Raw genomic sequence first — 16,007 nt, 5'->3', positions numbered from 1 at the left:
GCCGGAGGGCGTCGCGACCGGTGCGGCGGCGGGGGTCACCGTCGCCGGGGTCGTGGCGGTGGCCGCCGGCCGCTGCGGTTGGGGTTCCGTCTCCCGTGTCGTTTCGACCGTGGCCACGGGCGTCGCGGTCGGGGCCGAAACAGGCTGTGCGCCAAGGGTTTGCGCGGTGTCAACCACCGGTAGGGCGGGCGCGGCCCCCGGCCCGGTGCCGCCGGTGGCGACGCCCGCGGGGACGATCGGCGCGTCGTCCGGGAAGGCGGGGACGTCGGAGCCGCTCTGGAGGAACGCGTTGGCGTAGATGCTGTCCATGGCCTGCACGACGTCCTGCCGGTCGTGCTCGGTGGCCTTCTGCGTGACGACGTTTCCGGTCGCCTGGTTCGGATCGAGCAGCGCGGCAGCCAGATCCGGCTCGGCGCCGGACGGCGAACCGACCGCCGAACGCAGTGTCTCGGCGGCGTCACCGGCCTGCCCGAGCCGCTGCGCCACCGTCGCCATCACATCGGCGAGCTGCTGCCCGCGCTGTTCGAAATCGCGCACCGCGTCGGCGGCGGTCTGCGCGGCGCCGCCGCGCCAGCCGTCGGCGATGGTCGAGCGAATCTCGTTGTGCGCCTGCGCGACCGAGTCGGTGAGCCCGGACGCCGAGCTCTGCCACGCCTGCCTGCCCACGTCGATCGCCGCCGGGTCGAGCAGCTGCACCTTGCCGTGGATCTCCTGATGGCTGAGGTTGTCGAAGACCTCGACGCTCGGCGCGTAGGCCGGGTCGACGCGGGTGTGCGGTGCGCGTTCGGTCTGATACGGAATCTCACGCATGCGCCGCTCCCGTCGCGTCCAGCCTGCCGACCGCGGCCGCGAGCTCGGTGTCGGCCTCGGTGTAGGCCGTGGCCGCCGCGCGGAATGTCTGGGCGAGCGCCCGCGCCGAGTCGGCGTAGTCGCGCAGCCGCGCGATCGCGCCCTCTGCCTTGTTCTCGAAACCGCGGCGCAGCGCGTCACCGGAGGCGAAACCGCCGAACCCGGGGAGCGAGACGGCCGCGCTCAGCAGCTGGATCTGCGCCTCCACCTCGTCGGCGAGCTGCTCGTAGCGCCGGGCGCAGCGCTCGTGCGCGCCCTCGGCGACCAATACGCCGTCGATCCAGAGCCTGCCTTCGTCGACCGCTTGATTCAGCGCCGTGAGTTGTGGTCGCACCGCGCCGCCCGGTGATGGCTCCGCGCTTTCTTGTGATTGCACCGCCCCGTCCCCCTTGTCTCCTCATCGTGCCGCGCTGTGCGGCCGTATTCGGTTCACGCGTGTCGTGCCAACCCCACGACGACGCCCTGCATCCAGTCCGCGATGTCCGCGCCGACCCGCGCGTGCACCGGCTCGTGCAGCAGATCGTGCCCGGCGTCGGCGTACTCGCGTAAATCTACCCATTCGTGGCGTTCAGTCCAGACCCGCATCGCGTCGACCGGGGCGCGTCGGTCCTCCACGCCGTGCACCGCGAGCACAGGAAGGTGGGACGGCAGCGGCGTTCCCGGCGCACCCGGGGTGCCGCTGCCGAGCGCGCGCCGCGGGACGCCCGAGAGCACGAGACCGGTCAGCGTGCCAGGCGCGAGACTCGGCACGAGCGGGAAGTTCGCCTCGACGGCGTTCAAGTCGGTGGCGGTGCTCGCGTCCGGGATCGCGGCGCCGAGCATGCCGAGCGCGGTGACCGCGCCGAGCGAGTGCCCCATCAGCAGCAGTGGCGATTCCGGTAGTTCTGCGCGCACCAGATCGACCAGCGTGGTCGCGTCCGCGACCAGCTCGGCGAGGGTGCCAGGGTGCTCGGGATCGCCCTCGCTCAGGCCGTGGCCCGCGGTGTCCAGTCCCCATAGTTCGATGTCGACCGAGCGCAGGATACGGGAGAACCGGTGATAGTGGCCGGTGTGCTGTCCGATACCGGGGAGTAACACCGCCACGGCCGCGTGACCGTCGACCGGCCACCGCCGATAGTGCAGTCTGCCGCGTGAGCCGTCGAAGAAGAGCATGCACTGATAGTGCCAAAACTTCTGCCCCTCAGGGGACTTCACCACTCCGGTGAAATCGTCGCTACAATGCGCCCGTTCGCGGTGCCGATCAGGAGGTCCCAGGTGTCCATCGTCGAGCTGCTCGCCGCACGAGGCCTACCCGCGCTCGCCGTCGCCCTCGCCTGCGTCGGAATCGCCGCCCCTGGCGCGACCGCCGAGCCGGGTCCAGGATGCGCGCCCGCGACCGCGACGACGGCGGTGCCCGCCGCCGTTCCTGCGCTGGACTGGTCGGAGAATCTCGGCTACGACCGGCAGGGCAATCTGTGGGTGTCCCGGCTGTACCGCAATGAGGTGCAGCGCTACGACGGGGCCGGACAGTTGACCGCACGGGTGCCGGTGGAATACCCCGGCGCGGTCCGGCTCGGACCGGACGGTCTCATGTACGCGGTCTACGGCGACGCGCCGACCAGCGTGGTGCGCCCAGGTGGTGTGGTCCGATTCGACCCGGCCGCCGCCGACCCTCGCCCCGAGATCTTCGCCTCCGGGTTCACCATGCCCAACGGCGCCGCCTTCGACGCCGACGGCGCGCTCTACGTCGCCTCGGCGACCGGGGTGATCCGCATCGGCCGCGACGGCGTCGTGGACACGGGCTGGAGCGAGCGGGCGAAGCTGAACGCGAACGGCATCGCGATAAACGACGGCACGGTGTATCTCACCTCCAACGGCGGCCCGCTGGGCCGGGTCCTGCGCTTCCCGGTCACCGATCCGGAAAGCCGCACCGTCCTCACCGATTTGTCGTCCGCCCTGCCCGGCGTTCCCGATTTCGCCGACGATTTGCTCGTGGACGAGACGGGTGCGGTCTACGTGACGACGCTGTCCGGCCAGCTCGTCCGGATCGACCGGAACGGCCAGTCCTGCCGCGTCCTCGCGAGCGAACCGATGACCTCCGCCGTCGCCGTTCCCGACCGCCCCGGCGAACTACTCGCGGGCACCGAACGCGGCGCGATCCTCCGCATCCAACTCGCCCCCTGACCGTCACCCGCTGTCCTCGCAGACCCCGCACACGCCTCGCAGGTGTTGTGATCGCTGCGAGGCGTGTGGGCGGTATGCGAGGAGCATCGCTTGCTTGCTGGCGCGGAATGCGATGTTGGTGTGGGCTCGGCTGCTGGTTACCAAGGGGCGAGGCGTGCCGGAGCTGCGGTGTGCGGGCGCTGCGGGTTCACCGCGGCCGTCACGGATCCGCCGACGACTAACTGCCGGGAACGATGCCTGGCGCGGGCTGCGGCGTGGGAGCGACACCCGGCGCGGGCTGCGGTGCGGCAGGGGCGGTCTCCGGCGCGACGGGCGCGGGTGCGGCGGGTGCGGGCGCGGCGACCGGTGCCTCCGGAACGACGAACGTGCCGACGGTCGGCGTCATCACGCAGTGCGCCCCGGGGTAGCCGATGACGCCCCACATCGACGCGATCACGGTGCCGGGGCCGGTGTGCACGGTCTTGGACAGGGTGGGCAGGTTGAACTCGGTCATGTCGTCGAGCGCGTCGATGCCGCTGAGTCCGTTGTTGACGTTGAGCCACGCCACCACGAGGCCGGAGTTGAGCGGGGCGCCCGAGTGCGACGGGGTGGCGCTGAAGCGCAGGGTTCCCGGCTCCGGGCTCGCGCCGTGGTCGGGGTTGCTGCCCTGGGTGGTGCCCGCCGCGATGATCGTGGTGATGGGGCCGTTGCTGCCGCAGCCGAAGGTGGGGGCGGCGTAGGCGAAGGGCGCCCAGGCGCCCGCGATGTCGCGCAGCTCGGCGACGTCGACGAGCTTGACGTACGAGCCGAGCGCGTCGACGCCCGCACGGGCGGCGGGGTCCGTTCCGGCGCGTTCGGTGAGCTGGGTGACGGCCTGATCGATCGTCGCGTCCGGCGCGGCGGCGGCGGGTCCGGTGAGGGGCAGAACCGCGCCGACGAGGGAAGTCACAGTCGCGGCCACGCGTGCGATGGTTCTGCCGTTCACCAAGTTCTCCTCGAATACGAACCACGGGCTTCCCCGGCCCTGGGCTGCAACGTACCAGTTCGCCGCGTCCGCCGCCGAGTCGGCCGAACGGGTTTCCGCCGGTCGCCGCGGGGTTGCGCGGAGGCGGTCGGCGCGGTGTCATGCCTACTGGATCGCGATTGTGATCCCCTCGACAAGGCCGGATTACCGCGGGGTAGGTTGGACCCTGCATTACGAGACACAACGGGAGTTGCGTATGAAAATATCCTTGTCCCCCGATGAGGCGGCCTTCCGGGACGAATTGCGGCAGTTCTACCGCACTCAGATTCCGGCGGAGATCCGTGACCGCGTGAAGTACGGCCACGAGCTCTCCCGTGAGGACGTCGTCACGACGCACAAGATCCTCAACGACAACGGCCTCGCCGTGCCGAACTGGCCGGTGGAGTGGGGCGGCAAAGACTGGACCCCGATGCAGCGCCACATCTGGCAGGACGAGATGCAGCTGGCCTCGGTGCCCGAGCCGCTGACGTTCAACGCCCAGATGGTCGGTCCGGTCATCGCGCACTTCGGCTCGCAGGAGCTCAAGGAGCGCTTCCTGCCCGCCACCGCGGCCCTCGACATCTGGTGGTGCCAGGGCTTCTCGGAGCCGGACGCCGGTTCCGACCTGGCGTCGCTGCGCACCACCGCGGTGCGCGACGGCGACTCCTACATCGTCAACGGCCAGAAGATCTGGACCACGCTGGCCCAGTACGCCGACTGGATCTTCTGCCTCGTGCGCACCGATCCGAACGCGCCGAAGAAGCAGTCGGGCATCTCCTTCCTGCTGTTCGACGTGAAGAGCCCCGGCGTCACCATCCGCCCGATCAAGCTGATCGACGGCGGCTACGAGGTGAACGAGGTCTTCTTCGAGAACGTGCGGGTGCCCGCCGATCAGCTGGTCGGCGAGGAGAACATGGGCTGGACCTACGCCAAGTTCCTGCTCGGCAACGAGCGCACCGGCATCACCGGTGTCGGCCGCACCAAGGTGAAGCTGGGTGTCGCGAAGGACTACGCGCGCCAGATCAAGTCGGGTTCGGGGACGCTGCTCGAGGACCCGATGTTCGCCGCCCGGGTGGCCGAACTGGAGAACGAGCTGCTCGCGCTCGAGCTCACCCAGCTGCGCGTGGTCTCGAATAGCACCGAGGGTAAGCCGAACCCGGCCTCCTCGGTGCTCAAGCTGCGCGGCTCGGAGCTCCAGCAGGCCGCCACCGAGCTGCTGCTCGACATCGCGGGCCCGGACGCGCTTCCGGTCGACGCGGACGAGATCGCCTCCCCCGGCTGGGCGCAACGCAGCGGCCCCAGCTACCTCAATTACCGCAAGACAACCATCTACGGAGGTTCGAGCGAGGTGCAGCGCACCATCATCGCCTCCACGATCCTCGGATTGTGAGGCTTGGCCATGGAATTCGAACTCACCGATGAACAGGTCATGCTGCGCGACACCGTGCGCGACGTGCTGGCCGGCAATTACGACCCGGAGTCCCGGCTGAAGGTGACCGACACCGAGCTCGGCTGGAGCCGCGACGTGTGGCGCCAGCTCGCCGAACTCGGCGTGCTCGGCCTCGCTTTCAGCGAGGAGGACGGCGGCGTCGACGCCGGTCCGGTGGAGACCATGGTCGTGCTCGAGGAGATCGGCCGCAGGCTCGCGCCGGAGCCGCTGCTGGACGCGGTCCTGGTGCCCGGCGCGGTGATCGCGCAGGTCGGCAGCGCCGAACAGCGGCAGCGGATCCTGCCCGCCGTGTCGGCGGGCGAGAAGCTGCTCGCCTTCGCGCACGCCGAACCCGGTGTGCGGTGGCCGTCCACCGAGCTCGCGACGAGCGCGACGGCCGAAGGCGACGGCTACCTGCTGAGCGGCGTGAAGAACCCGGTGGCGCACGGCGATTGCGCCGACGAGCTGGTGGTCAGCGCGGTGCTGCCGGGTGGCGGCGTCGGCCTGTTCCTGGTCGCGGCCGAGGGCGCCGGAGTGTCACGCAAGGCATTCCGCACCGTCGACGGGCTGCGCGGCGCGCAGATCACCTTCGACAAGGCGCCCGCCGAACTGCTCGGTGACGCGCTGGACGCGAGCGAAGCCGTGCAGATCGCGCTCGGTCACGCGCACGCGGGTCTCTGCGCGGAATCCATCGGCGCGATGGAGGAGGCGCTGCGGCTGACCACCGAGTACCTCAAGACCCGCAAGCAGTTCGGCGTCACCTTGTCGAAGTTCCAGACCCTGACCCAGCGGGCGGCGAACATGTACGTCTCGCTGGAGCTGGCGCGCAGCATGAGCCTGTACGTCACCGCGTCGCTGGCCGACGGCGCCAACGACCCGGTGGTCGCCTCGCGCGCCCGTCTCCAGGTCGGACGCGCGGCAAGGCATGTCGGGCAGGAAGCCATCCAGATGCACGGCGGCATCGGCGTCACCTCGGAGTACCCGGTCGGCCACTACGTCGCGCGGCTCACCGCGATCGGCCGGACGCTCGGCGGCGACCTCGACCACCTGAAGGTGCTCAGCGCCCGGGTCGGCAGCTACGACCTGCCGGAGCTGTAGGACCGCGGCGGCAGGGCGGCGGTGCGGGCGAAAGCGTCCGCGCCGCCGCCCTATTCGTCTTCGCCCTGGTAGCTCGCCCGCGGGGTGGCGGCCGGGCGGCGGGTGGTCGTTTCCTCGTCGGCGGCAGGCGGCGGTGTCGTTGCCGACAGCGTCCGCCGGGTCGTCGTCGGTTCCTCGGTCTCCCTGGTGGTTTCGGGCGCCGTGGTACGCGCCTCCGTGGTGTGCTCGGGCCGGGTGGTGCTGGACTCCGATGCCTCTTCCGGCGGAACGGTCATCGTGCTGTAGCCGGCCGGCCTGCGCGGGGGTCCGCCCGGCGCCATCTGCCAGGTCGGCGAAGGCGGAATCACGATGCGCGACACCGTTCCCGTCGAACCGTCGTCTCGGACCACGGCCGCCGCGGCGGGACCGTCCTTGAGCGGCGGTGGCGGGACGTAGGTTTCCTCGCCGCCGATCCCGCAGGAGCCGATGAGAACCAAACCGAGCGAGACCGCTCCCGCTGCGATCGCTGGTCCCGCGATCTTGGCCCTGCTGCTCTCCATTCGGGGACACTCCTCGTGTGTTTCGAGTGGGCTCACCATAAACCAGGTCGGTCACCCGGGCCAGGCGTACCTCCGCCTACACCGCCCCCGGACCGAAACTTTTAAACATCAATGATTCAGATATCGAATTGATCTCGTCCGCGTGTCGCGGGCACGTGTCGCGGCGGAGGCCCCTGTGCGGGCCGTAGCGTACGTGATCAAAGTTACGCATGAGACGCTGTATCAGAATGAGAGACGCGCTGGTCGTGCGGCGCGACGAACACTCTGATCGGCGTCACCGAGGAGAAGATGATGGGAGCATACTCGACCTCTCCGCTGCCGCAGGCAGACTCGACCTCCGACACGACGGAGGATGCGAATCAGGAAGCGGCGAAGCAGAAAGCGTCGAATCCGCCCGCGCGTTCCGTGCCGACCATCGTGGCGCGAGCGCTGGCCTGGCTGTTCTTCCTCGGCGGTGTCGTCGGGGCCGTGCTTGGCATCGCGGGCTTGCACGTCGAGATCACCGTTGCGGGTCTGATCTTGGCGTGCACCGCGGGACTCGTCCTGCTCAAGATCCGCGCGGACAGCGGGGCTAGGAGCGGCACCGACTGAGCAACCGTTCTTTTCCGTGATGTCGCTGCGAAAGTCATTGGCGCTCGGCGTCTTCGACGCTTATCGTGACGCCTGACAAGCGCAGCGGACGGAGTCCGTCGAACCTCCGCGGAAGCGCGGAACGAGGCGGGATCGCGCCGGATGCATTTTGCGGATCGAGATCACCGGCGATGCTGTCGCGTATCGCGCCGCGACAGAGTCCTTCGTGAGCCGTGATTTCCTGCGGCACACGGTGATCGCCACGGGCATCGCCAACCACGTGGACGGGCAGCGAGCGGCGGACGGAATGTCGCGCTTCCTGTCGGTGCACGCGGTGGACGGCGCCGTCGTCGGCGTCGCCATGCGGGCCGGAGGCCGCGACGTCTACCTCGGGCAGCTGCCCGCCGAGAGCCTGCGGTCGGTCGCCGAGGCGTTCGCCGCCGCGGCGCCAGGCAACTCGGGGGTCGAAGGACTCGCCGCCGACGCGGAGGCGTTCGCCGAGCATTGGTGCGCACTGCGCGGCGTCGGGCTGCGGGAAAACGTCCGTACCAGGCTGTTCCGGCTCGGCGAGCTGCGGGTGCCGCGCGGGGTGGCCGGTGCGCCGCGCCGTGCCGCCGCACGCGATGTCGCGCTGTGTGTTGCCTGGTCCGAGGCCATGCACCGGGAAATCGGTCTGGCGCAGCCGTACCCGGACCCGGACATGATCCGCAAGCGGGTGGTGGCGGGCCGCTGGTGGTTGTGGGAGAACGGCGGCCGTCCGGTGAGCCTTGCCGCGCACCAGATTCCGGTGGGCGGCTGGACGCGCATCGGCCCCGTCTACACGCCGCCCGCCGAGCGCGGGCACGGCTACGCGTCGGCCCTCACCGCACAGGTGTCGCGCACCCTGCGCCGCACTGGTTTCGACGTCTGCCTGTTCGCCGACCTGGCGAATCCCACCTCGAACCGGATCTACCGGTCGATCGGCTACCAGCCGGTCGACGACTTCGTGAACTACGTGTTCGAGGAGCGGTCCGCGGTCAGCCGATGACCCATTCGAAGGCCGCGGCTTTCGACCGCGCCCCCTCGGCGGCGCGGGAACGGTTGGGTTCGCCGAGATCGGCGAGCAGCCCCTCGGTCAGCTCGACGAGCGCGGCCAGCGTGGGCGGCGCGAACCAGTCGGGGCGAGTGGCGAAGAGGATGTCCTCGCTGGAGGTGTTGCCGCTCGCGCCGGGCGCGAACGGGCAGCCGCCCAAGCCGCCGAGCGATCCGTCGACCATGCCGGCGCCCGCCGCGATCGCGGCCAAAGTGTTGGCCACGCCCATGCCCCAGGTGTCGTGGCCGTGGAACACGATGCGGCGCTGCGGCGTCCGGTCGCGAACCGCCGAGATCAGCGCGGCGACCTGCGCGGGGTGAGCCTGGCCGAGGGTATCGGCGAGCACGATGTCGGTCGCGCCCTCGGTGCGCGGATCGTTCGCGATCTCGAGCACCCGCTCCGGATCTACCGGTCCCTCGAACGGGCAGGTGAAGCTGGTCGCCAAGCACAGCTGAATGGCGCCGCCCACCTCGTGCGCCAACCGCACCGCCTCCGGCATCACGGCCATGCTGTCCTCGGTGGCGCGGCCGATATTGGCCTGATTGTGCGAATCCGAGACCGAGAAGCAGTACTGGAAATTGCGCACGCCCGCAGCCGCGGCTTTTGCCACGTGGCGCGGGGTCGCCACCCACACCCAGCAGCGCTCGAGCTCCTCGGGGGTCAGTGCAGCGACCAGGTCCATGGTGTTGGCCATCGGCGGCACCAAGTCGGGGCGCGCCATGGAACCGATCTCCAGCGCGGGCACGCCGAGCGCGAGCAAGCGGCGCACGATCTCGACCTTGCGTTCCACCGGCAGCGTCTTGCCGGTCAATTGCAGGCCGTCACGCAGGGTCACGTCGCGCAGCACAACGCCGTTCGGTTCGGTCAGCACGGCTTGTCCTCCCGCGCCTGCGGCGGCACGCACATCACGCCGGCCCACGGTTTCTGATTCGCGCCCGCCGGATTCGGGTGAATCGTCGGCCGCGCGTGCCCGGGCGCGCGCGTCTCCCAGGTATGGCGTCCCGCGGGCCTGCGTCGTACTCGCCTCCTGCTCATGCCGCCGCCTCGCTGACGCTCGTCTTGGGCATCATGCTTTCACCTCGCCGGATCCGGCCGCGGCGGCGATCTGGGCGTCGTTCATACCGAGCAGGCCCGAGAGCACCTCGCGGGTGTGTTCGCCGAGGTCGGGGCCGACGTTGCGGATGGGGAGCGACTGCTCGCCGATCACCGGCACGATGCCGGGGAAGCCGACGGTCTTCGGATCGGGTTCGCCCACGTCGACCGGGAACGGCTGAATCATGTTGCGCGCCTTGTATTGGTCGTCGGCGACGATATCGGCGGCGGTGTAGATCGGCCCGCACGGGATGGCCGCGTCCTCCAGGATCTTCAGCGCCTCGTCTCTGGTGTGCCGGATCGTCCATTCGCCGATCGAGGCGTCCAGCCGTTCGCGATTACGCCAGCGACCCGCGTTGTCCTGGAGTTCGGGATCGACCGCCAGATCGGGCCTGCCGATCACCCGCATGTAGCGCTGGAAGATGGCGTCGCCGTTGCCGCCGATGATGATGCTGAAACCGTCCCGGCACGGATAGGCGTTGCTCGGTGCGATGCCCTCCATTCGCCCGCCGACGCGCTCGCGGTTGATGCCGTAGGCCAGGTAGTCGGGGACCAGCGATTCCATCACCGAGAGGATGGCCTCGTTCAGCGCGACATCGATCACGCGTTCGCGCAGGGGCACCGCGTCGTCCGTGCGCTCCCGCTGGAACAGCGCCATCACGGTGCCGAAGGCGGCGTAGATGCCCGCGATGGAGTCGCCGATCGAAACGCCGACCCGCACCGGGGGACGATCCGGGTCGCCGACGAGTTCGCGCAGTCCGCCCACGGCCTCGGCGACGGCGGCGAAACCGGGCCGCGCGGCCATCGGCCCGGTCTGCCCGTAGGCGGAGATCCTGGTGATCACCAGATCGGGGTTGGCCTCGTTCAGCGCGTCGGGCCCGAGACCCCACTTCTCCAGCATGCCGGGGCGGAAGTTCTCCAGCAGCACATCGCAGTGGCTGACCAGGTCGAGCACCACCGCGCGCCCCTCGTCGGTGCGCAGATCCAGGGTGATCGACTTCTTGTTCCGGTTGACGGTGCGGTACAGCATCGAGGTGTCGCCGCCGTAGAGCCGCCAGTTGCGCAACTCGTCGCCGGCCTTCGGCCGTTCCACCTTGATGACCTCGGCGCCGAAGTCGCCGAGGATACGCCCGGCGGTGGGCGCGGCGATGTAATTGCCGAGCTCGAGGACGCGAACTCCGTCCAACGGCCGAATACTCATGGCCACCAGTGTGGACTACTCCTCGGTCATCAGTGCCAGCAGGTTGCGCAGGTCGCGGCGCTGGTCCTCGTCGAGGGCGGCGAGCGGGGGGTGCGGCTTCTGCCGCGCATCCACCTCCATCCGCAACGCAAGGAGCACCACCCATGAAGCAGCGCACCCTGGGCATCGACGGACCGTCGGTCTCCGCCGTCGGACTCGGCCTGATGGGCATGTCCGAGTCCTACGGAGCCACCAACGACGCCCAGTCCATCGCCACCATCCACCGCGCCCTCGACCTGGGGTGAACCTTCTGGACACTGCCGACGTCTACGGCGCAGGCCACAACGAAACCCTGCTGGGCCGTGCCATGGCCGGCCGACGGCGGGAGGAAGCCGTCGTGGCCACCAAATTCGGCTCCCGCCCGCACAAGGGCACCTTCACCGTCGACTCGACCCCGCAGTACGCCAAAAGGCCGTCGATGCCTCGCTCGCCCGCCGACGCCCGTCTCGACGCCGGCCACCTCGCCGCCCTGGACGCAGCCCTCCCTCCCGGCGCCGCCGCCGGGCTGCGCTACCCCGACCAGCTCATGGGCCGCGTCGACAATCGACTCCAGCCCTCGGGTCCGTCGCAGGCTGGGTCGCCGTAGCTTCGGCCGAAATCGGGCGGATATCTCCGGCCGGTCCTGCGGGGCGGAGGTCCTCCATCGGCGCCGGTCACGCGGCGCGGGAGACCTCCTCGATGATCGAGTAGTGCTCGGCATTGCCCGCGATGACGGTGCTCGCGACGCCGTCGACGCCGACCGGGACGTCGCCCGCCAGGGTGATGCGGGTCAGCCTGCGCGGCTGGCCGTCGTAGTCGTCGACGGCGTAGTGCTGGGTGGCGCGGTTGTCCCAGATCGCCACGTCACCGAGCTGCCAGTTCCACCGGACGGTGTTCTCCAGGCGAGTCACCCGATCCTGGAACAGGCGGAACAGGGCCTGGGATTCGGCGCCGGACAGGCCGGCGAAGTGCTTGACGAAGTGGCCGACCAGCAGCGCCTTCTCCCCGGTCTCCGGGTGTACGCGCACCACAGGGTGCTCGGTCTCGTAGTAGGTCGACTCGAACTCGGCGCGGTACTCGGCGGTGTTGGGGCGGGCCTTGGCGCCGTGCGCCGCGGCGTAGTCGTACACGTTGGTGTGCACCGCGCGCAGGTTCTCGGCGAGCAGCTTCAGCGGCTCGGGCAGCGATTCGTAGGCGGCCACCGTGGAGGCCCACGTGGTGGAGCCGCCATAGGCCGGCAGGGTCACCGCGCGCAGGATCGAGGCCTTCGGAATGCGGTCGACCGGAATGCGGTCGACGAACGTGACATCGGTGTGCCAGCTGTTGGCGCGGCCGTATTCGGAGTCGATGGCCAGGCTCTTCTCGCCGTGCGAGGTGACCGTCGGGTGCGGAGTGGTCGGGGTGCCGAGCAGCTCTGCGAACTCGTACTGCCCGTCCTCGGTGAGGTGGTCCTGGCCGCGGAAGAAGACGACCTTGTGTTCGAGCAGAGCGCGGCGGATCACGTCGACCGACGCCGCGTCCAGGTCGCCGCCGAGCCGGACGTTGTCGACCCGAGCGCCGATGCGGGCGCCGAGCTTGGTCACCGAAACAGTGGGGGCGGTTGCGATCGTCATGGTGATCACCTTCGCTGTCGAGGACGGTTGATGCGCGGTAGAGCACATCACCCGGAAACCCGCCCCGACCAGGGTTTTCGTCGGCATGATCCCAACACGTGCCCCGCGCGCCCCAGAAGTGCCCCGCAGCCCGCTGCCAGAGGCAGATCAGCCGACGTGCTCACGCAGATAGGCGAGATCCTCCGCGACGCCCTCGGCCGGGGTCTCCAACACCACCGGCGCGCCCGCGCTGCGGCACACCTCGGCGAGCAGCTGCGGGTCGATGGTGCCGTCGGCGAAGTTGGCGTGCCGGTCGGCGCCGGAGTTGAATTCGTCGCGCGAGGAGTTCAGGTGCACCAGGTCGATGCGGCCGGTGATGGCCTTGATCCGGTCGACGACGCCGAGCAGTTCCTCGCCGCCGGCCCAGGCGTGGCAGGTGTCGAGGCAGAAGCCCGCGCCGTAATCGCCGACCGCATCCCACAGCCGGGCGATGGAGTCGAAATGCCTGGCCATGGCGTGGTTGCCGCCCGCGGTGTTCTCGATCAGGATCGGCACCGCGAAGCCGCCCTTGTCCTGCTGGCGTTCGAACAGCTTGCGCCAGTTGTCGATTCCGGTGTCCACCTCGGCGTCGGAGCGCACATGCCCGCCGTGCACGACCAGGCCGAACGCGCCGAGCTCCGCGGCGGCCTTCGCCTGCTGGGCGACCGCGTTGCGGGAGGGCATCCGCAGCCGGTTGTTGAGGCTCGCCACGTTGATCTGATAGGAGGAGTGCACCACCACATCGATCGGGCTGGCGAGGATCTCATCGGTCCGCGGATGCGGAACCGGCTTGTCCCAGCTCTGCGGATCGACGACGAACATCTGAATGACATCGGCGCCGAGTTTCTCACCGAAGCCGATCGGATCGCTGTCGAGCCGGACGTGTGCTCCAATGCGCATGGGGCTCAGCGTAGTGGGCGGCACCGACATCGCGGAGAACCGGCGATCCACCGGCGAATAGCCGAGAATCGAAGGACTGTTGCGTCCACGCGGGTCCGCGAGATACATCGGTAGGATCCACGTGCTCGACCCGATGAGGGGGGGTGAATCACCTTGTTGCGTACTGGCGAAATCTTTGCCGGTTACGTGGTCAAGCGTGTGCTGGGTCAGGGCGGCATGGGCACGGTGTATCTGGCCCAGCACCCGCGGTTGCCGCGAATGACCGCGCTGAAGCTGCTCGATCGCGAGCTGTACGGCGATCTCGAGATCAGGGGGCGCTTCGAGCGGGAGGCCGATCTGGTCGCCCAGCTCGATCACCCCAATATCGTCACCGTCTACGACCGCGGGGCAGAGGACGAGCAGCTGTGGATCTCCATGCAGTTCGTCCCAGGCTCGGACGCCGCGAGCGCCGACGTGGACGTGCTCGCCGCCTGGCGTGCGGTGCAGATCATCGCCGAGACCGCGGCGGCCCTGGATTTCGCGCACGCCAACGGGGTGCTGCACCGCGACGTCAAACCCGCCAACATCCTGCTGGCCAAGGCGCCCATCGGACACCCGGAACGGGTGCTGCTCACCGACTTCGGCATCGCGGGCATGCGCAACGCGGACACCACGCTCACCTCGGCGGGCACCATCACCGCAACGTTGGCCTACGCCGCGCCAGAACAGCTCAGCGGCCAGCCGCTCGACCACCGCGCCGACCAGTACTCGCTGGCCTGCACCCTGTTCTGGATGCTAACGGGCAACGTCCCCTTTCCCGGCGCGACTCCCGCCGCGGTAATGAACGGCCACATCGGCGCGCCCGTGCCGTCACTGTCCCGCAGCCGCCGCGGTCTGCCCGCCGCCTTGGACGCCGTGATGGCCCGCGCCCTCGCCAAACGCCCCGCCGACCGCTTCCCGAGCTGCACCGATTTCGCCGTCGCCGCCCGCCAGGCCCTCGCCTCCGGCGACCCCACCCCACCCGCTCCGCATTCGCCGACCGCCTCCGTACCCCCGCACATCGGGTTCGCCACCCGAGTCGACGCCGCTGCGCCGCCCCACACCGGGTTCGCCACGCAGGCCGCTCCACCGCCGCCTCACACTGGTTTCGGCCCCGGCGCGCATCCGCCGCAAGCGACGGGACCGCAGACCGGCAGCCCGACCGTCGGATCACCGGCGCACACCGGCCCGGCTCCGAGCACCGCCGCGCCGCAGATCGGTGGCCCACCGCATGTCAGCGCTCCGGCGCACACCGGTGCGGCTGCGCATGGCCGGTCCACGCAGACCGGCGGACCGCCGCACTCCGGTGTGCACACGCCCGGCGTGCCGCCGCACACCGGCTTCGTGCCGCCCACCGGGTTCGTGCCGCGTACCGACGGGATGCCGCCGACGAGCTTTGCGCCGAATCCGCATTCGGTTCCGCACACCGGCGCGCCCAACCACACCGGCGTGCCGGGCCGCGCCGCTGTTCCGCCTCGGCCGCCGGTGGCGAATCAGACCGGGAGCGCATCGCACAACGGCGGCGCGCATGGTGGGACGCGGCCGACGCATCCCTCGCACAGTGCGGTGGATTGGACCGGGGGCACCCCGCACAACGGCGGGGTCCACGGTGGGACGCTGCCCGTGCCTCCCTCGCACCGAGCCGCGGATCTGACCGGGGCCACACCGCATAACGGCGCGGTTCACGGTGCCGCGCCGCCCGGTTCTCCGTCGCGCCGTGCCGTGGATCTGACTCGTGGCGGCATGCCGCACGGAAACACCGGGTATTCGCACGCCGCGCCGCAGACTGCTTTCTCCCGTCCGGCCGATGTGCCGCCGCCGCGTCCGGACGCCGGACGTGCGACCGCTCCGCCCCCGACGGCCCCCTTACCGAATGCCGCGTCGTCGAACGCGGCGTCGTCGCCGAATGTCTCGTCGCCGAACGCGTCGTCGCCGACCGGCGAGAGAGCACGGCCGCACTCTCCGCGCTCGGACTCCGACGCGCAGCGGCCGCAGCGGGATTCGATCGACACAGGTCGTTCGGCTCCCGGACCGAGCTGGCCTGTGCCGCAACGGCCACAGCTGGGTTCGGCGGAAACCGGGCGTTCGGCACCCGGACAGAACGAGCCCTTTCCGCGGCGGCCACAGCAGGGTTCGATGGATACCGGCCATTCGGCGCCTGGACGAAGCGAGCCTGTGCCGCAGCGGCCGCGGCCGGGTTCGACGCAAACCGGCCCTTCGGCGTCCGGGCGGAACGAGCCCGCGCCGCAGCAGGATTCGACGGGCACCGGTCGTTCGCCGCAGGGACGTAACGAACCAGCGCCGCCGAGGCCGACGCGACGCACGCCGCGGCCGATCACGATCGCGCTGCCGGACCGGGTGCGGGGGAGGATCGCGCCCGCGGGGCAGGGGCCGGGAAACGGCCCGCAACCGCCCGAACCACGCCCTCCGCCATAGCTTTTCGCT

The 16,007-nt window shown here is 70.2% G+C and carries 18 protein-coding genes; 8 read left to right on the top strand and 10 right to left on the bottom strand.

The annotated features are described in order from the left end of the window. The 3 genes from NX1_RS32345 to NX1_RS32335 form a co-directional block, all read right to left on the bottom strand. A partial coding sequence (locus tag NX1_RS32345) for a WXG100 family type VII secretion target (RefSeq protein WP_157120305.1) occupies positions 1-810 on the bottom strand: 810 nt, incomplete at its 3' end. Then, a complete protein-coding gene (locus NX1_RS32340) occupies positions 803-1,225 on the bottom strand; it encodes a hypothetical protein (RefSeq protein ID WP_245668817.1) in 423 nt (140 codons plus the stop codon). The genes NX1_RS32345 and NX1_RS32340, both read right to left, overlap by 8 nt. 53 nt (positions 1,226-1,278) lie before the next feature. Next, complete coding sequence (locus NX1_RS32335; RefSeq protein ID WP_068068056.1) at positions 1,279-2,001, bottom strand: alpha/beta hydrolase; 723 nt, start codon at positions 1,999-2,001, stop codon at positions 1,279-1,281. Positions 2,002-2,103: 102 nt separating this feature from the next. Here NX1_RS32335 and NX1_RS32330 point away from each other — a divergent pair, with 102 nt between their 5' ends. Further along, positions 2,104-3,012, top strand: coding sequence for an SMP-30/gluconolactonase/LRE family protein (locus NX1_RS32330; protein WP_157120303.1), 909 nt, complete (start codon positions 2,104-2,106; stop codon positions 3,010-3,012). A 217-nt stretch (positions 3,013-3,229) separates the two neighbouring features. On the opposite strand, the gene NX1_RS32325 is transcribed toward NX1_RS32330, so the two are convergent. Next, complete coding sequence (locus NX1_RS32325) at positions 3,230-3,976, bottom strand: hypothetical protein (protein ID WP_068068054.1); 747 nt, start codon at positions 3,974-3,976, stop codon at positions 3,230-3,232. Positions 3,977-4,211: 235 nt separating this feature from the next. On the opposite strand from NX1_RS32325, the gene NX1_RS32320 reads away from it, so the two are divergent. Both NX1_RS32320 and NX1_RS32315 read left to right on the top strand, forming a co-directional pair. After that, positions 4,212-5,384 (top strand): acyl-CoA dehydrogenase family protein, encoded by a 1,173-nt coding sequence (locus tag NX1_RS32320; RefSeq protein ID WP_068068052.1) that lies wholly within the window; start codon positions 4,212-4,214, stop codon positions 5,382-5,384. 9 nt (positions 5,385-5,393) lie between these two features. Continuing rightward, positions 5,394-6,521: an acyl-CoA dehydrogenase family protein gene (locus NX1_RS32315; RefSeq protein WP_068068049.1), complete on the top strand. Its 1,128-nt coding sequence runs from the start codon at positions 5,394-5,396 to the stop codon at positions 6,519-6,521. A gap of 50 nt (positions 6,522-6,571) precedes the next feature. Here the strand turns inward: NX1_RS32315 and NX1_RS32310 are convergent, their stop codons facing one another. After that, positions 6,572-7,060, bottom strand: coding sequence for a hypothetical protein (locus NX1_RS32310; RefSeq protein WP_068068046.1), 489 nt, complete (start codon positions 7,058-7,060; stop codon positions 6,572-6,574). Between the two features lie 291 nt (positions 7,061-7,351). Between NX1_RS32310 and NX1_RS35755 the strand changes: the two genes are divergently transcribed. Further along, positions 7,352-7,651, top strand: coding sequence for a hypothetical protein (locus NX1_RS35755; protein ID WP_084501922.1), 300 nt, complete (start codon positions 7,352-7,354; stop codon positions 7,649-7,651). A gap of 205 nt (positions 7,652-7,856) precedes the next feature. Next, positions 7,857-8,657, top strand: coding sequence for a GNAT family N-acetyltransferase (locus NX1_RS32300; RefSeq protein ID WP_157120301.1), 801 nt, complete (start codon positions 7,857-7,859; stop codon positions 8,655-8,657). Here NX1_RS32300 and NX1_RS32295 read toward each other — a convergent pair. From NX1_RS32295 to NX1_RS38505, 3 genes are all read right to left on the bottom strand, one after another. Continuing rightward, entirely contained in the window at positions 8,647-9,573 is a 927-nt protein-coding gene (locus NX1_RS32295) for a hydroxymethylglutaryl-CoA lyase (protein ID WP_157120299.1), read from the bottom strand. The two genes, NX1_RS32300 and NX1_RS32295, sit on opposite strands and share 11 nt — an antisense overlap. Positions 9,574-9,768: 195 nt before the next feature. Then, the gene (locus NX1_RS32290; RefSeq protein ID WP_068068039.1) at positions 9,769-10,995 is read right to left on the bottom strand and encodes a CaiB/BaiF CoA transferase family protein; all 1,227 of its coding nucleotides are present in this window, start codon (positions 10,993-10,995) and stop codon (positions 9,769-9,771) included. A 15-nt stretch (positions 10,996-11,010) separates the two neighbouring features. After that, complete coding sequence (locus tag NX1_RS38505; RefSeq protein WP_281217544.1) at positions 11,011-11,136, bottom strand: hypothetical protein; 126 nt, start codon at positions 11,134-11,136, stop codon at positions 11,011-11,013. A 2-nt stretch (positions 11,137-11,138) separates the two neighbouring features. Between NX1_RS38505 and NX1_RS38240 the strand changes: the two genes are divergently transcribed. Then, positions 11,139-11,279, top strand: a complete 141-nt coding sequence (locus NX1_RS38240) for a hypothetical protein (RefSeq protein WP_245668815.1) — start codon at positions 11,139-11,141, stop codon at positions 11,277-11,279. Further along, on the top strand, positions 11,276-11,620 hold the full coding sequence (locus NX1_RS32285) for an aldo/keto reductase (protein WP_068068036.1): 345 nt from the start codon (positions 11,276-11,278) through the stop codon (positions 11,618-11,620). The genes NX1_RS38240 and NX1_RS32285 overlap by 4 nt, the downstream gene beginning before the upstream one ends. Positions 11,621-11,687: 67 nt before the next feature. Here NX1_RS32285 and NX1_RS32280 read toward each other — a convergent pair whose 3' ends face one another. Together NX1_RS32280 and NX1_RS32275 are read right to left on the bottom strand one after the other, a co-directional pair. Then, positions 11,688-12,626: a TauD/TfdA dioxygenase family protein gene (locus NX1_RS32280; protein WP_068068062.1), complete on the bottom strand. Its 939-nt coding sequence runs from the start codon at positions 12,624-12,626 to the stop codon at positions 11,688-11,690. Positions 12,627-12,773: 147 nt separating this feature from the next. Beyond that, positions 12,774-13,544, bottom strand: a complete 771-nt coding sequence (locus tag NX1_RS32275; protein WP_068068061.1) for a deoxyribonuclease IV — start codon at positions 13,542-13,544, stop codon at positions 12,774-12,776. A gap of 156 nt (positions 13,545-13,700) precedes the next feature. On the opposite strand from NX1_RS32275, the gene NX1_RS36700 reads away from it, so the two are divergent. Beyond that, positions 13,701-15,998, top strand: a complete 2,298-nt coding sequence (locus tag NX1_RS36700) for a serine/threonine-protein kinase (RefSeq protein WP_307651511.1) — start codon at positions 13,701-13,703, stop codon at positions 15,996-15,998. Positions 15,999-16,007 lie beyond the last annotated feature (9 nt).

The organism is Nocardia xishanensis NBRC 101358 (assembly GCF_001613365.1).
In the GTDB taxonomy this organism is placed as follows: domain Bacteria; phylum Actinomycetota; class Actinomycetes; order Mycobacteriales; family Mycobacteriaceae; genus Nocardia; species Nocardia xishanensis.
Note: the sequence above shows the minus strand (reverse complement) of the source record. Positions and strands in the feature narration are given on the sequence as shown.

Coding starts and splice junctions, on each gene's coding strand:
- NX1_RS32335 (WP_068068056.1), bottom strand. CDS start 2,001: ATGCTCTTCTTCGACGGCTCACGCGGCAGACTGCACTATCGGCGGTGG.
- NX1_RS32320 (WP_068068052.1), top strand. CDS start 4,212: ATGAAAATATCCTTGTCCCCCGATGAGGCGGCCTTCCGGGACGAATTG.
- NX1_RS32315 (WP_068068049.1), top strand. CDS start 5,394: ATGGAATTCGAACTCACCGATGAACAGGTCATGCTGCGCGACACCGTG.
- NX1_RS32310 (WP_068068046.1), bottom strand. CDS start 7,060: ATGGAGAGCAGCAGGGCCAAGATCGCGGGACCAGCGATCGCAGCGGGA.
- NX1_RS35755 (WP_084501922.1), top strand. CDS start 7,352: ATGGGAGCATACTCGACCTCTCCGCTGCCGCAGGCAGACTCGACCTCC.
- NX1_RS32290 (WP_068068039.1), bottom strand. CDS start 10,995: ATGAGTATTCGGCCGTTGGACGGAGTTCGCGTCCTCGAGCTCGGCAAT.
- NX1_RS38240 (WP_245668815.1), top strand. CDS start 11,139: ATGAAGCAGCGCACCCTGGGCATCGACGGACCGTCGGTCTCCGCCGTC.
- NX1_RS32280 (WP_068068062.1), bottom strand. CDS start 12,626: ATGACGATCGCAACCGCCCCCACTGTTTCGGTGACCAAGCTCGGCGCC.
- NX1_RS32275 (WP_068068061.1), bottom strand. CDS start 13,544: ATGCGCATTGGAGCACACGTCCGGCTCGACAGCGATCCGATCGGCTTC.